Raw genomic sequence first — 14,418 nt, forward strand, 5'->3', positions numbered from 1 at the left:
GGCCTCTCCTTGAGTTGGGAACAGGCTCCGGACCATCTTTCAGCTTCGGGTACCTATGAAGAGGAGGTAGTATGATGACTGAACAACACATGGTGCAATTGCTGCAAAGGCGCGGTGTCACGATTGGAGCTATTGCGGAAATCGTCTTCAAGCTTCAGCGGCCTTATAATGATAAGCTTACGATGGAGGAATGCGAGGATAGCGTCCGGGCGGTCTTAGCCAAGCGTGAGGTTCAATATACGTTATATACGGGGATTGCCTTAGATGAACTTGCTGAGAAGAAGCTGCTGCCGCAACCGTTGCAAACGATTCTTGAAGCGGATGAACCGCTTTACGGTGTCGATGAAACGTTGGCACTCGGGATCGTTCACGTTTACGGGATGATTGGATTGACCAGTTTCGGCTTTTTGGATAAGGAAAAAACTGGAATTATCCGCACCTTGAATGACAACAAGGCAGCGGTGCATGTGTTTTTGGACGATCTGGTCTGTGGCTTGGCGGCCGCGGCTTCCGCGAGAATTGCGCATCAGAATGAGAACGCGCCGGATTACAGCGATAATTCCCCGCTGGACTAGCCGAATGTTTGTATTGGAGAGAGCTCTGTTGCGGGAAAAATACAAATTATGATATCATTATTCCATTGTGTGTGCCTATGCCTATAGAGGGATTTATGCAGTCAACGTTGCTAACTCGCACTCATTCAAGTAGTTGCACTTCTTTAGGAGGTTTTTTTACATGTGGACGGTGATCTATATTGCCCCTACCGCGAAGATTGCTGATCGTATTAAACAGAGGCTGACGGAGGAAGGATTTCTTGTGCAAGTCCGTGGAATCAGCCTGTCCAAAAACCAGTTTGAAATTCTCGTCCCTGCTGGGGAAGTTGAAGAAGTGCAGGAAGTGCTAAATACTATTTTACATAGATAGTGGATATTGAAGTAGTAACGCGGCTTGTCAGCTACACGATAAAAGCCAAGTAGAGGTGGAAATGTGTTAAAGGATCTATTTCAAAAACGAAAATATGCGACAATACCATCCGAGCGCACAAAAAGAGAAATTCCCGAAGGTTTAATGAATAAGTGTCCGAAATGCGGTACGATTCAAACAAGCAAAGAGCTTGAGAAAAACTTGAAAGTTTGTACAGCCTGCGGCTACCATTATCGATTAAACGCGATGGAACGCATCCAGATGACACTCGACGAGGGTCGCATTTTCGAATACGACACCGATATGATCTCAGAGGATCCTTTACAGTTTCCTGATTATATAGAGAAGTTGGAAAAAGCGAAGAGCTCGACATCGCTAAGGGATGCCATCGTTACCGGTGAAGGTACGATCGGTGGGTATCCTGTGGTGATTGCGGCGATGAGCTTTGATTTCATGGGTGGATCGCTCGGATCCGTTGTAGGCGAAAGAATTACAAGAGCTGTGGAAACGGCGATTCAGAAGAAGTATCCGATTATTATTTATTCCACTTCAGGTGGAGCCCGTATGCAGGAAAGCATTTTAAGTTTGATGCAAATGGCAAAAACCAGCGCCGCATTATCCAAGCTTAGCGATGCCGGCGGTTTATTTATTTCGGTTATTACGGATCCGACATTCGGCGGCGTTTCAGCCAGCTTTGCTATGCTCGGAGATATTATTATTGCAGAGCCAGCGGCGCCATTCGGCTTTACTGGACGCCGTGTTATTGAGCAGACGATCAAGCAGAAGCTCCCAGACAATTTCCAGACGTCTGAATTCAACCTGGAGCATGGTCAGCTCGATAAAGTCGTGAGCCGTAAAGATATGAGGCCTACGTTAATCAAGCTGTTAGACATGCACGGAGTGAAGGGAGATGCGACCTATGGCGGGTGAAATGCCATTTGAACAGCCATTGGCAGAGTTGAAAAGCAAGATTGTGGAGCTGCGTAAATTCAGCGCAGAGAAGCATATCGACTTTTCGGATGAAATTCGCCGGTTGGAGGAACGTTACGCTGAGCTGGAGGAAGAGCTTTACGCCAATATGTCTTCGGCAGAGAAGATGCAGCTGGCGCGCCATCCGCAAAGGCCGACGACGCTGGATTATATTCAGTCTATTTTTACTGATTTTATAGAGTTTCATGGTGACCGGCTTTACGGCGACGATCTTGCGATTGTCGGTGGTATCGCCAAATTGAATGGCGTTCCGGTTACGGTTGTCGGTCATCAAAAAGGGAAAGATACCAAGGACAACATTGCCCGCAATTTCGGATGTCCGCATCCGGAAGGGTTCCGCAAAGCGCTGCGCCTTATGCGTCAAGCTGATAAGTTCAGACGACCGATCGTTACTTTCATCGATACGAAAGGTGCTTTCCCAGGTAATGCCGCTGAAGAGCGTGGGCAAGGGGAAGCGATTGCCAGAAACTTGCTGGAAATGGCCTCTTTTCGCGTGCCGATCATCTGCGTAGTTATCGGTGAAGGCGGCAGCGGTGGCGCCCTTGCGCTAGGTGTGGGCAATAAAGTGTTAATGTTGGAAAATGCCATCTATTCGGTTATTAGTCCGGAGGGGGCTGCTTCCATCTTATATAAAGATGCTTCCAAAGCGTTACATGCGGCAGAAGCGATGAAAATTACCGCGAACCACATCATGGAGCTCGGCGTGATCGACGGTATCGTTCCTGAACCGAAAGGTGGAGCGCACCGCGACCCGCTGATGCAAGCGGATTTCATTAAAGAGGCAGTATGGGGACAACTGCAGCCATTACTGAGCATGTCCGAACAGGAGCTGCTCGAGGACCGATACCGTAGATTTAGAGACATCGGTAGGTTCACATTTATCCAGGAGGGAAACCATGCGTAAAACCAAGATTGTCTGTACCATTGGACCTGCAAGCGAATCCAAAGAAAACCTGAAAAAACTTCTGGAAGCGGGAATGAACGTTGCCCGTCTCAACTTCTCCCACGGGGATTTTGAGGAGCACGGCGCTCGTATCCGCAATCTTCGCGCAGCATGCCAAGAAACAGGCAAAACCGCAGCGATTTTGCTAGACACCAAAGGACCGGAGATTCGTACCGGCAAATTAAAAGAAGAGCCGATTGAGCTTGTTCAGGACAAGCACATCATCTTGACAACAGAGGAGATTCTCGGCGACGCAAATCGCATCTCCGTTACTTATGAGGAACTGCCGCGCGATGTGGAAATCGGATCTACGATTCTGATCGACGATGGCTTGATCGGTTTGACAGTTGTTGATATTCGCGGCACAGAAATTGAATGCCGAATCGTCAATGGCGGAACGATTAAAAGTAAAAAAGGTGTCAACGTCCCTGGTGTGAAAATCAGCCTTCCAGGTATTACAGAGAAGGATGCGAACGATATCATTTTCGGTATCGAGCAAGGCGTTGACTTTATCGCGGCTTCCTTCGTCCGTAAAGCAAGCGACGTTATGGAAATTCGCGAGCTGCTCGAAAGACATAACGCGACACACATCCAAATCATCAGTAAAATCGAGAATCAGGAAGGCGTCGAGAACTTGGACGAAATTCTTGAAGTTTCCGATGGTCTGATGGTTGCCCGTGGTGACCTCGGCGTTGAGATCCCGGCAGAAGATGTGCCAGTTGTGCAAAAGCAAATGATCAAAAAATGTAACATCGCCGGCAAACCGGTTATTACCGCAACGATGATGTTGGATTCCATGCAGCGTAACCCGCGCCCTACCCGCGCGGAAGCAAGTGACGTGGCGAATGCGGTATTCGACGGTACAGATGCTGTCATGTTGTCGGGCGAAACGGCTGCCGGTAAATATCCGGTTGAATCCGTGCAAACGATGGCACGCATCGCTGAGCGCGCAGAAGCGGCATTGGAATATAAAGAGATTTTCATTCGTCAAGCACAAGCACAGCAAGTTACTGTAACGGAAGCTATTTCCCAAGCGGTTGCTAACTCTGCCTTGGAGCTGGGTGCCAAAGCGATCCTGACGGCGACAGAGAGCGGTTATACAGCGAGAATGGTCTCCAAATACCGTCCGAAGGCGCCGATCATCGCGGTTACTCCGAACGAACAAGTGATTCGCCGTCTATCCCTGGTATGGGGCGTTATTCCAGTATTGGGAACAGAAGCGAAAACAACGGACGAGCTGTTCAATCTTTCTGTAGATGCCAGCATCAAGTCCGGTCTAGTTAGCCTTGGCGATATCGTTGTTATCACCGCTGGCGTGCCTGTCGGCCGCTCCGGAACGACGAACTTGATCAAAGTTCACCATGTTGGTGAAATGATTGCCAAAGGTACAGGAATCGGTACACAGACAGCAACGGGTAAAGTTGTAACAGCCCGCACACCGGAAGAGGCGAATGCCAAAATGGTTGAAGGTGCTGTTCTGGTTACTGTAACGACAGACAAAGAGTACATGCCTGCTGTTCAAAAAGCGTCCGCTCTTATCACGGAGGTTGGCGGGATCACGTCCCACGCGGCAGTTGTCGCGTTAAGCCTGGGAATTCCGGTTATCGTCGGTGTGGAGAACGCGGTTAACTTGATCCAAGATGGTACGGAAGTTTCGATCTATCCGGAAGTTGGCGTGATCTATTCCGGACTGGCTCAAGTTCTTTAAGACAATCAATCAGCAAGAGTGAAGCGAGAGATTCTCGGCTTCACTCTTTTTTGTACGAGGAGGAAATTGTGATGGAACAAGAGAAGATTTGGCATCATCACCCGCTGCGCGTGCGCTATGAGGAGACGGATCAGATGGGCGTTGTCTATCATGCCAACTATTTGACCTGGTTCGAGATCGGACGCACGGAGCTTATTCGTGAGCTGGGTTACCCCTATCGGAAGATTGAGGAAAAAGGGCTCCTGCTGCCTGTCATCGAGGCTGAAGCAAAATTTAAGAAACCTGCCCGTTACGATGATCTGATCGGCATTTATACACGCGTAGGCGAAGCGAGCAGTATTCGCATCGATTTTCAATACGAAATTCGCCTGCTGCCAGAAGGCCTGCAATCGCAACCACTGCCATCGCAACCACTGCCATCGCAACCACTGCCATCACAGCAACTGCAAACGCAGGCTGCAGTCAAACCGCAAGGCGAATTGCTCGTTACCGGCACGACACGCCATGTATGGGTGAATCCTTCTTGGAAGCCCGTACGTATAGAAAAGGAAGCGCCGGATTTATGGCACTTGTTAACGAAGTATATTTGAGGAGATGAAGCTATGCTGCGACTGCTTCTCGCTTTATTTATCATCGTGCCTGCGATAGAGATCACCTTCATGATCACATTAGGCCATTTAATCGGTGGGTGGACGACGTTCGCGCTCATTCTGCTGAGCGGCTTTCTCGGTGTATACTTTGCGAAGCGCGAAGGTCAGAAGGTGTGGGCATATGCCCGTTATGAATGGTCGCAGGGGCAGCTGCCGGCACAGCATTTGCTGGATGGAATTTGCATATTTCTAGGCGGAATCTTGTTGATTACCCCGGGTTTTGTCACCGACATATTCGGCTTTTTGCTGGTATTCCCGTTCACGCGCCCGATCTTCAAAGCGCTGCTATTCACCCTCATTCAAAAGCAAATCCGCAGCGGCCGTATCGGCTTTTTCCGCAAGTAATAAAAAAGCTCAGTCTCCTAATCCGAGGAGGCTGAGCCTTTTTGTATGTAAGCAGCGATGTCATGGAAGATTCGGGCGCGATAAAAGGCGGAGATGACGACCAAAGACACAGGTCCGACGATCAGTCCGAGCAGTCCAAACAGCTTGAGTCCGACGAACATGGCAATCAAGGTCGCTAGCGGGTCGAGTCCGACGGAAGAAGCCAGTACTTTCGGCTCCATAATCTGCCTGGCCACGACAATGACGCCGTAAAGGACGCTTAATCCGATGCCCAGGTAGATGTTTCCTTGAGCGAAGAACACGTAAAGGATCCATGGCACCATAACGGCTCCGGTCCCGAGATAAGGCATCAGATCAGCCAGGCCGGTCAAGAGGCCGATTGTAATCGCATAGTCTACGCGCAGCACGAGCAGCCCGATGATGACGACAAGCGCGGTCAGTGAGACAAGAATCAATTGGGCGCGCAAGTAGCCGAATAAAGCCTTTTGCAGATCATCGCGGATGATGCGGGTAGCTTTGACAATCGTCTCGGAAAAGAGGTCTTTATACTTGCGGATCAGTTGGTACCAGTCTTTGCTGATGAAAAAAGTAGCCAACAGGACGATGATCGTAAGCGTAGCGATATTCGGCAAGGAAGTGAGAAAGCGTTTCAGCGCATCGAAAACATAACTGATCACGAACTTACTGACATCAGCGATGGAACCCGCGGTCGAGGATAAGTTATTGTTGACCGTCTCCTGATATTTGGGGTTGTTTTCAAAAAAATCGTTGATCCGTTCAATCCATTCCTGAAAGGCGGTTGAGTTAATAAATACATTGAACTGATCCACCCAGCGGTTGATTTGATTCTGCAGTGTATCAGCCAGCGATCCCAGCTCAACGACGATGTTGGCGACGAGTATTGTAACAGCCGTAATCATTGCGCTCAAAAACAGCAGCATGGACACAGTGACGGCCAACCAGCGCGGTAGCTTCAATTTAAAATGTAATAAATTTACAAGTGGATTCATGATGAAAGCAATAAGCCAGCCGAAAATAAAGGGATAAACTAAAGGGGTAATATAGTAGAGGGCTAGCACTATGAGAAGGAAAATCATAGCAACCCATATGCCTCGAAAAATTTGATGCACCAGGCGAGGATTAAGGATATTCATGGTATTTTCTCTCCTTGCATTCACATATTTTTATTGTAACACGTTCTCTGAACATTGAGGGAAATTATTCCCCTTTACAAATTCTTAACATATGGAATGATGGGCTTTTTCATTGTCGGTCGGGAATAGGCATAGTACAATAAGAAATAAATGTCGAAAAAGCAGGTAAATCATGGAGGTTCTATGAGTATAGCGAATGAACCGGCAGCTAAGGATGTTAAAGAACTGAAAGAAATCAATGAAGTGTCTTTGATGTATTTGAACCGGGATTTAAGCTGGATTGAATTTAATAGACGTGTGTTGGAAGAAGCGCAAGATCCGAGCACACCGCTGCTCGAACGTGTCAAGTTTCTGGCTATCGTATCAAGCAACTTGGACGAGTTTATGAGTGTCCGCGTGGCCGGACTGCTCGACCAGATGAAGGCAGGCTACAATAAAAAGGATTTTACAGGCTATACGCCTGCCGGACTGCTGAAACGGATTATGAAACGCACGGCCAAGATGGTGTCCGAGCAGTACCGATCTTATCGGGAAATTAACCGCTTTCTGACCAAAGAGGGAATCGTATTCACCGAATACGAAGAGCTCAATGCCAGCCAGAAGAAAGCGATGGACGCGTATTACCATGACATTGTGTTTCCTGTATTGACGCCGATGGCTGTCGATCAAAGCCGCCCGTTTCCGCTTGTGCATAACCACTCTCTTTATCTCGCGGTAGTTCTAGTGCGTGACGGGGACGATCCGGATGATGAGCCGTACTTTGCCATCGTTCAAGTGCCAAGCAATTTATCGCGCTACATACCGGTTCCGACGCGGACCAACAGCAAGAAACAGGAGTTTATTTTGCTGGAAGAGTTGATTGAGCATCATATTCAATCGTTGTTCAGTGGTTATACGCCAATCTCTGTACATGGGTTTCGGATTACGCGGAATGCGGATTTGACGCTCAATGAAGAGGGCGCTGAAGATTTGCTCGAGGAAATTGAAAAAGAGCTAAGACGTCGACGTTGGGGCTCGCCTGTCCGGCTTGAAGTGCAAGAGGGGATGCATCCCTACGCGCTGGCGCAGCTTCAGGAAGAATTTGAAATTGCGGAGCATATTTTTGAAATCGACGGGCCGATCGATCTGACGTACCTCATGAAGCTTGCCGTTAATCTGAACGGCTTCGATCATCTGCGCTACCCGCGGCTGCAGGCGAAATATCCGCAGGAGTTTGAAGAGAATCACGATTTCTTTACGCTCCTGAAGCAAAAAGATGTCCTCGTCCATCATCCGTATGAATCCTTTGATGCGGTGACGGACTTTATCGTCCATGCTGCGTACGATCCGCATGTACTGGCGATCAAGATGACGCTGTACCGGGTCAGCGGCAATTCCCCGATCATTCAAGCGCTCGCCAGAGCGGCGGAGTCCGGCAAACAGGTGACCGTCGTCGTCGAGCTGAAAGCGCGGTTCGATGAGGAGCGCAACATCGCATGGGCGCGCAAGCTGGAGAAGTCCGGCTGTCACGTTGTCTATGGACTGGTCGGTTTAAAAACGCATGCCAAAATAACGCTTGTAGTCCGTCAGGAAGAGAATACACTGCGCCGTTATGTGCATGTAGGGACAGGGAATTACAACGACAGCACAGCACGATTATATACCGACGTCGGTTTGTTTACGTCGAACAGCATCATCGGCGAAGACGCTTCGGCGTTGTTCAACGAAATTACAGGCTATTCGGCGCCGCATGACTGGCAGGCTGTTGCCGTGGCGCCGACGGACTTGAAGGATAAGCTCTTCGAGCTGATTCAGCGTGAAGCAGAGCACGCCAAGGCAGGCCGCCCGGCACGTATCGTGGCGAAGATGAACTCGCTGTCCAATCAGGAAGTGGTGGACGCGTTGTACGCGGCATCGCAAGCCGGGGTGAAAATTGATTTGATCGTGCGTGGCGTATGCTGTCTGCGGCCAGGTGTTGCCGGCCTAAGTGAAAACATTACCGTGCGCAGTATCGTCGACCGCTTTCTGGAGCATTCCCGCATGTACTTTTTCGAGAACGGCGGGGAAGTGGATGTATACCTGTCTTCAGCCGACTGGATGACACGGAATTTGACGCGCCGCATCGAGTTGATGTGTCCTGTGTTCGATAGCAAGCTGAAGCAGATGATGATTCAAATTTTGAGCGTGCAGCTGAATGATAACGTCAAAGCTAGAGAACTTATGCCGAACGGCACGTATGTAAGGGTAAAAAATGAACTGACCCCTTATCGGAGCCAGTTCGAGTCGATGAAGATTATGTCCTGGAAAAAGCTACAGCTTGAACCTTAAGCTTCAGACCGGACCCTTTTTCAAAATCTTTGGCAATGGAGTCAATCGCTTTCAGCTCATGAGCCGGATTGTGGATGCAGTGCAGCTTCAGCGTGAGCGTCTTACCGCTGATGCTGACCTCGACATCCTGAACAGGCTGCGTCTCGCTGCTGTCGAGCGCTATCGCCAATTGCAGCAGCAGACCGAGCTTCATAATCATATTTTCGTCGGATTCCGCGAGGATGTCCTTGAAGACAAGGGCCTGCGCGTGGGTCCGGCTTTTTGTTTTGAAGGAAGCGATCAACGAGCAGACGATGATCTCCCTGTGGCTGAAGCCGTCGATATGGGCTTGCGTGATCATGTACTGCGTATGCTTGGCATACTGGTAGTAATGCACACTGGCTCCAATCCGGTATAGCTTAGCGGCGGCGTGCAAATACCGCTTGCTGCGCGGCTGCTGCGCCGGGTCGATGATCAGCGCGTCATAGAGCTTCATGGCGAGATTATCGACATGACGGACATGCGCCACTGCACCGTTAGGATGCAGCATCAGCAAGTTCTCGATGCTCGCTTCGAGCACATCGGCTTTCAGCGGCTGCTTCGGATTCAGCGTCTCGTGCAGCAGTCCGTCCCGCAGTCCAGCACCGCTGGTAATGAAGCTGGAGCTGTTTGCGGCCTTCATGATCGTGTCTAGAATAATCAGGCCGGGAATAATGATATCGGCGCGGTCTTTGGAGAGGCCGTCTATTTTTTTGCGTTTCTCCAGTGCCATGGCGGGCAGCAGGTTTACGAAATAATCAAGATCCCCGGCTTTCAGTACATAATTATGAGCCAGTGGGAGCGAATATTTATGCTTCTTTTGGCTCATCTTACCTAACGTCCGAATGCCGCCGCCAAGCCCGATCATCGGCAAATTCGGCGATTTGCGAATCCATGGCTGGCTGGCCACGGCCTCTTCCACCATGCGGCGGATACCTGCGACCTCCAGCTCCGCCAGCGTGCCGCTGCGCATAAATTGCCGGGTCGTATTAACAGCGCCGAAAGGGAAGGAAAAGCTCTCGGCGACGGACCGCCCGCGAAACAGCGTCACTTCCGTACTGCCGCCGCCGATATCGATGATGAATCCGTCCTGGATATCGATCGCATTCATAACGCCGAGGAAGCCGTAGCGCGCTTCTTCCTTGCCGCTAAGCACCTCGATGCGGAGACCGGTCTGCTCTTCCAAGGTGCGTACAATCTCGGCGGAATTAGCGGCGTTGCGGATGGCGGCCGTAGCAACGGCCCGCACGGTCTTCACTTCATGCGCCTTGCAAAGCATGGAATAATGAGTGAGGATCGGGACGACCAGCTGGATGTCTTTGTTATGTAAACATCCGTCCGGCCCGATACGTTCGCTCAGTCTGGCGGATTCTTTATGCTCACTGACGACGCGATAGGCGCCATGACTATTGATTTCATAAATCACAAGACGGATTGAGTTCGATCCGATATCAATGATGCCGATGCTGAATTGAGTGCTCATTGGTGCTCTCCTTTGATATTTCCTAAGAAACTGGCGTCTTTGCTACATTGTACCAATCTCCTAAGCATTCGACAAACATTTCCTTGTCGGTAAATCAGATGGTGCTCTAATGAATTTTTAAGAAACAGGAAATCCTTAATATATATGAAGTTCGAGTCATTACGACAAATTATGATTCCAAGGGGAGATAGCATATCTTTATGGTAGTGATAATGAAGTTTTATGTCTTCTTTTGTTCACTTCATAGATGAAATACTTTATTATTAAGGTTAGGGAAAAAGCAATATTTTGCAAATAAAGTAGCTAAGGAGAGATTCTCATGACTGCAACCAAAGGTTTGGAAGGTATTGTAGCCACAACCTCGTCGATCAGCTCCATTGTAGATGGCGTGCTGACATACCGCGGGATTGATATTGATGACCTCGCAGAGAATGCGACATTTGAAGAAGTAATCTACCTGCTTTGGTTCGGTAAACTGCCTACTAAAGCTCAATTGGAGAAACTGCAAAACGACCTTAATGCGAACAGCAAGGTGCCTTCTGCGGTTATCGACCAAATGAAGCTGTATCCTAAAAATGTAAATTCGATGGCTGCTCTTCGTACGGCTGTTTCTTCCTTGGCTTTGTACGATGAAGAAGCTAACGATATGAGCCCTGAAGCTAACGTTCGCAAAGCGATCAAATTGCAAGCGCAAGTGCCTGCGATCATCGCTGCTTTCTCGCGCATTCGTGAAGGTAAAGAGCCTTTGGAGTCCAAAGGTTATTCTTCCGTAGCGGCTAACTTCTTGTACCAAATGACTGGCAAAGAGCCGGACAAAGTAGCAATTGAAGCCTTGGACAAGGCACTTGTTCTGCACGCTGACCACGAGTTGAACGCTTCTACATTCGCAGCTCGCGTAACTGTTGCTACGTTGACTGACATTTACTCCGGTATCACTTCCGCGATCGGAACGCTTAAAGGGCCTCTGCACGGCGGCGCGAACGAAGCGGTTATGGCGATGCTGGAAGAAATCGGCACTGTAGAGAACGTTGTTCCTTACATCAATGGCAAATTAGAGCGCAAAGACAAAATCATGGGCTTCGGCCACCGTGTTTACAAAAACGGCGACCCACGCGCGAAGCACCTGCAAAAAATGTCCTTGGAGCTTGGTAAAATTACCGGCAACATGAAATGGTACGATATGTCCATTAAAGCTGACGAATTGGTAACAAACCTGAAAGGGTTGAAACCGAACGTAGACTTCTATTCGGCTTCCGTATACACGTCCTTGGAAATTCCTCGCGACCTGTTCACGCCAATCTTCGCAATTAGCCGTACATCCGGTTGGACAGCTCACATGCTGGAGCAATACGAGAACAACCGCCTGATTCGCCCTCGTGCTGAATACACAGGTCCAGTGAACCAGAAATATATTCCAGTTAGCGAGCGCTAATTGACAAGCAATTGCGCAATCGCCGATGCGGGCAGTTCGGTGCCTCCCCAGATAGGGGGAGTGCCGCAACTCCCGTCACTTTTTGTGTGCGTGATTGATCACAATCATTTTTACGACTAACTTTTATATAAATATTAAGGAGGACATCCACGTGCCACAATTCGAAACTTACGAACTTCCAACTGAAGGTCAAAAAATTACCATTGAAAATGGTGTTCTGCAAGTTCCTAACAACCCAATCATCCCTTACATCGAAGGTGACGGTACAGGTCCAGACATCTGGGCAGCTTCCCAACGCGTATTGGATGCGGCAGTAGAGAAAGCTTACAAAGGCGAGAAAAAAATCGCTTGGTACGAAGTATTTGCCGGTGAAAAAGCGTTCAACAAATTCAACAACTGGTTGCCTAACGATACGTTGACAGCTATGCGCGAGTACATCGTGTCCATCAAAGGACCTCTGACTACGCCTATCGGCGGCGGTATCCGTTCTTTGAACGTTGCGCTGCGTCAAGAGCTTGATCTGTATGTTTGCTCCCGTCCAGTTCGCTACTTCAACGGCGTTCCATCTCCAGTTAAGCGCCCTGAGCTTGTTGACATGGTTATTTTCCGTGAAAATACAGAAGATATCTATGCAGGTATCGAGTGGGAAGCTGGTTCCGAAGCTGTTAAAAAAGTAATCCAATTCCTTCAAGATGAAATGGGCGTTAAGAAAATCCGTTTCCCTGAAACTTCCGGTATCGGCGTGAAGCCAGTATCCTCCGAAGGTTCCGAGCGTTTGATCCGCGCAGCTATCGAGTATGCGATCAAACACGGCCGTAAGAGCGTAACACTGGTACATAAAGGCAACATCATGAAGTTCACAGAGGGCGCGTTCAAGAACTGGGGTTACGAACTGGCTGAGCGCGAATTCGGCGACAAAACATTCACATGGGCACAATATGATCGCATCAAAGCTGAGCAAGGTGTTGAAGCTGCGAACCAAGCACAAAAAGACGCTGAAGCTGCTGGCAAAATCATCGTTAAAGACGCAATCGCGGATATCGCTTTGCAACAAGTATTGACACGTCCTACTGACTTTGACGTTATCGCAACATTGAACCTGAACGGTGACTACCTGTCCGATGCTTTGGCTGCACAAGTTGGCGGTATCGGTATCGCTCCAGGCGCAAACATCAACTACTTGACAGGCCACGCGATCTTCGAAGCAACTCACGGAACAGCGCCTAAATACGCAGGTCTTGACGTTGTAAACCCAGGTTCCGTTATCCTGTCCGGCGTTATGCTTCTTGAGCACCTGGGCTGGTTGGAAGCTGCTGAACTGATCTACAAAGGTATGGAAGCATCCATCAACAACAAAACTGTGACTTACGACTTTGCTCGTTTGATGGAAGGCGCGAAAGAAATCAAGTGCTCCGAGTTTGCTAACGAAATCATCAAAAACATGGGCTAATCCTTTCAACAGAAGACGTGTTATCCGCATAAATCCAATTTAGGGAGGCACATTCACATGGCAATCCGTCGCAACAAAATTACGGTTGTAGGCGCAGGCTTCACTGGCGCAACTACGGCTTTGATGCTTGCACAGAAAGAGCTGGGCGATATTGTTTTGCTTGATATTCCGCAATTGGAGAACCCGACCAAAGGGAAGGCGCTCGACATGCTCGAAGCAGGTCCTGTACAGGGCTTTGACGCCCAGATCACAGGCACTTCCAGCTATGAAGATGCCAAAGATTCCGACATCGTCATCATCACCGCAGGGATTGCCCGCAAGCCGGGTATGAGCCGCGATGATCTCGTGAATACGAATGCAGGGATCGTGAAATCTGTTTGTGAGAATGTCAAACAAGTCGCACCCGACTCCATCGTCATCATTTTGAGCAACCCGGTGGACGCAATGACGTATGTGGCTTACCAAGCGCTCGGTTTTCCTAAAAACCGTGTAATTGGTCAATCCGGTGTACTGGATACAGCCCGCTACCTAACCTTCATCTCGCAAGAATTGAAAGTTTCCGTAGAGGATGTGCAAGGTGTAGTGATCGGCGGTCACGGCGACGACATGGTTCCGCTTGTGCGTTACACTTACGCAGGCGGCGTGCCTATCGAGAAGCTGATTTCGGCTGACCGCATCGAAGCAATTGTGCAGCGTACCCGTACCGGAGGCGGAGAGATTGTGAATTTGCTGGGTAATGGCAGTGCGTATTACGCGCCTGCTGCATCCCTTGTGCAGATGACAGAAGCGATTCTGAAAGATAAAAAGCGGATTATCCCAACTATTGCATTGCTTCAAGGCGAGTACGGTTACGATAACCTGTTCATGGGCGTTCTGACTGTCCTTGGTGGGAACGGCATTGAGAAAATTATGGATATCGAGCTGACCGCTGAAGAGAAAGCTGCTTTGGACAAAACAGCGAACTCTGTGCGCAACGTGATTAAAGTTGTCACAGGTTAAATAAAGCCAAGCGCT

Annotated in this window: 13 protein-coding genes; 11 read left to right on the forward strand and 2 right to left on the reverse strand. The window is 49.2% G+C overall.

Annotated features, from left to right (window positions below):
- Positions 1–74 precede the first annotated feature (74 nt).
- From O9139_RS12650 to O9139_RS12680, 7 genes are all read left to right on the forward strand, one after another.
- Positions 75–575 (forward strand): phosphatidylglycerophosphatase A family protein, encoded by a 501-nt coding sequence (locus O9139_RS12650; RefSeq protein WP_270880128.1) that lies wholly within the window; start codon positions 75–77, stop codon positions 573–575.
- Between the two features lie 160 nt (positions 576–735).
- Entirely contained in the window at positions 736–924 is a 189-nt protein-coding gene (locus tag O9139_RS12655) for a glutamate decarboxylase (RefSeq protein WP_270879844.1), read from the forward strand.
- A 63-nt stretch (positions 925–987) separates the two neighbouring features.
- A complete protein-coding gene (accD, locus tag O9139_RS12660) occupies positions 988–1,854 on the forward strand; it encodes an acetyl-CoA carboxylase, carboxyltransferase subunit beta (protein WP_270879845.1) in 867 nt (288 codons plus the stop codon).
- Positions 1,844–2,818 (forward strand): acetyl-CoA carboxylase carboxyl transferase subunit alpha, encoded by a 975-nt coding sequence (gene accA / locus O9139_RS12665; RefSeq protein ID WP_270879846.1) that lies wholly within the window; start codon positions 1,844–1,846, stop codon positions 2,816–2,818. The genes accD and accA overlap by 11 nt, the downstream gene beginning before the upstream one ends.
- A complete protein-coding gene (gene pyk / locus O9139_RS12670; RefSeq protein ID WP_270879847.1) occupies positions 2,811–4,565 on the forward strand; it encodes a pyruvate kinase in 1,755 nt (584 codons plus the stop codon). The genes accA and pyk overlap by 8 nt, the downstream gene beginning before the upstream one ends.
- A gap of 71 nt (positions 4,566–4,636) precedes the next feature.
- Positions 4,637–5,155 (forward strand): acyl-CoA thioesterase, encoded by a 519-nt coding sequence (locus O9139_RS12675; RefSeq protein WP_270879848.1) that lies wholly within the window; start codon positions 4,637–4,639, stop codon positions 5,153–5,155.
- Between the two features lie 12 nt (positions 5,156–5,167).
- Positions 5,168–5,560 carry an FxsA family protein gene (locus O9139_RS12680; RefSeq protein WP_270879849.1) on the forward strand — a complete coding sequence of 131 codons (393 nt, stop codon included), beginning with the start codon at positions 5,168–5,170 and terminating at the stop codon, positions 5,558–5,560.
- Between the two features lie 17 nt (positions 5,561–5,577).
- On the opposite strand, the gene ytvI is transcribed toward O9139_RS12680, so the two are convergent.
- Entirely contained in the window at positions 5,578–6,714 is a 1,137-nt protein-coding gene (gene ytvI / locus O9139_RS12685; RefSeq protein ID WP_270879850.1) for a sporulation integral membrane protein YtvI, read from the reverse strand.
- 183 nt (positions 6,715–6,897) lie between these two features.
- On the opposite strand from ytvI, the gene O9139_RS12690 reads away from it, so the two are divergent.
- Positions 6,898–9,021 carry an RNA degradosome polyphosphate kinase gene (locus tag O9139_RS12690; RefSeq protein ID WP_270879851.1) on the forward strand — a complete coding sequence of 708 codons (2,124 nt, stop codon included), beginning with the start codon at positions 6,898–6,900 and terminating at the stop codon, positions 9,019–9,021.
- Here O9139_RS12690 and O9139_RS12695 read toward each other — a convergent pair.
- Positions 8,987–10,522, reverse strand: a complete 1,536-nt coding sequence (locus tag O9139_RS12695; protein ID WP_270879852.1) for a Ppx/GppA phosphatase family protein — start codon at positions 10,520–10,522, stop codon at positions 8,987–8,989. The genes O9139_RS12690 and O9139_RS12695 overlap by 35 nt on opposite strands.
- Positions 10,523–10,841: 319 nt before the next feature.
- Here O9139_RS12695 and citZ point away from each other — a divergent pair, with 319 nt between their 5' ends.
- From citZ to mdh, 3 genes are all read left to right on the forward strand, one after another.
- Entirely contained in the window at positions 10,842–11,954 is a 1,113-nt protein-coding gene (gene citZ / locus O9139_RS12700) for a citrate synthase (protein ID WP_270879853.1), read from the forward strand.
- Between the two features lie 151 nt (positions 11,955–12,105).
- Entirely contained in the window at positions 12,106–13,404 is a 1,299-nt protein-coding gene (icd, locus tag O9139_RS12705; RefSeq protein ID WP_270879854.1) for an NADP-dependent isocitrate dehydrogenase, read from the forward strand.
- Between the two features lie 57 nt (positions 13,405–13,461).
- A complete protein-coding gene (mdh, locus tag O9139_RS12710) occupies positions 13,462–14,403 on the forward strand; it encodes a malate dehydrogenase (protein ID WP_270879855.1) in 942 nt (313 codons plus the stop codon).
- Positions 14,404–14,418: the final 15 nt, after the last annotated feature.

It is taken from the genome of Paenibacillus aestuarii, from assembly GCF_027789125.1.
GTDB classification, from domain to species: domain Bacteria; phylum Bacillota; class Bacilli; order Paenibacillales; family NBRC-103111; genus Paenibacillus_E; species Paenibacillus_E aestuarii.

What these genes read in the sequence shown, in the direction of transcription:
- O9139_RS12695 (WP_270879852.1), bottom strand. Translation starts at nt 10,522, where the DNA reads ATGAGCACTCAATTCAGCATCGGCATCATTGATATCGGATCGAACTCA.
- ytvI (WP_270879850.1), bottom strand. Translation starts at nt 6,714, where the DNA reads ATGAATATCCTTAATCCTCGCCTGGTGCATCAAATTTTTCGAGGCATA.
- O9139_RS12680 (WP_270879849.1), top strand. Translation starts at nt 5,168, where the DNA reads ATGCTGCGACTGCTTCTCGCTTTATTTATCATCGTGCCTGCGATAGAG.
- accA (WP_270879846.1), top strand. Translation starts at nt 1,844, where the DNA reads ATGGCGGGTGAAATGCCATTTGAACAGCCATTGGCAGAGTTGAAAAGC.
- O9139_RS12655 (WP_270879844.1), top strand. Translation starts at nt 736, where the DNA reads ATGTGGACGGTGATCTATATTGCCCCTACCGCGAAGATTGCTGATCGT.
- pyk (WP_270879847.1), top strand. Translation starts at nt 2,811, where the DNA reads ATGCGTAAAACCAAGATTGTCTGTACCATTGGACCTGCAAGCGAATCC.
- mdh (WP_270879855.1), top strand. Translation starts at nt 13,462, where the DNA reads ATGGCAATCCGTCGCAACAAAATTACGGTTGTAGGCGCAGGCTTCACT.
- O9139_RS12675 (WP_270879848.1), top strand. Translation starts at nt 4,637, where the DNA reads ATGGAACAAGAGAAGATTTGGCATCATCACCCGCTGCGCGTGCGCTAT.
- O9139_RS12650 (WP_270880128.1), top strand. Translation starts at nt 75, where the DNA reads ATGACTGAACAACACATGGTGCAATTGCTGCAAAGGCGCGGTGTCACG.
- O9139_RS12690 (WP_270879851.1), top strand. Translation starts at nt 6,898, where the DNA reads ATGAGTATAGCGAATGAACCGGCAGCTAAGGATGTTAAAGAACTGAAA.
- citZ (WP_270879853.1), top strand. Translation starts at nt 10,842, where the DNA reads ATGACTGCAACCAAAGGTTTGGAAGGTATTGTAGCCACAACCTCGTCG.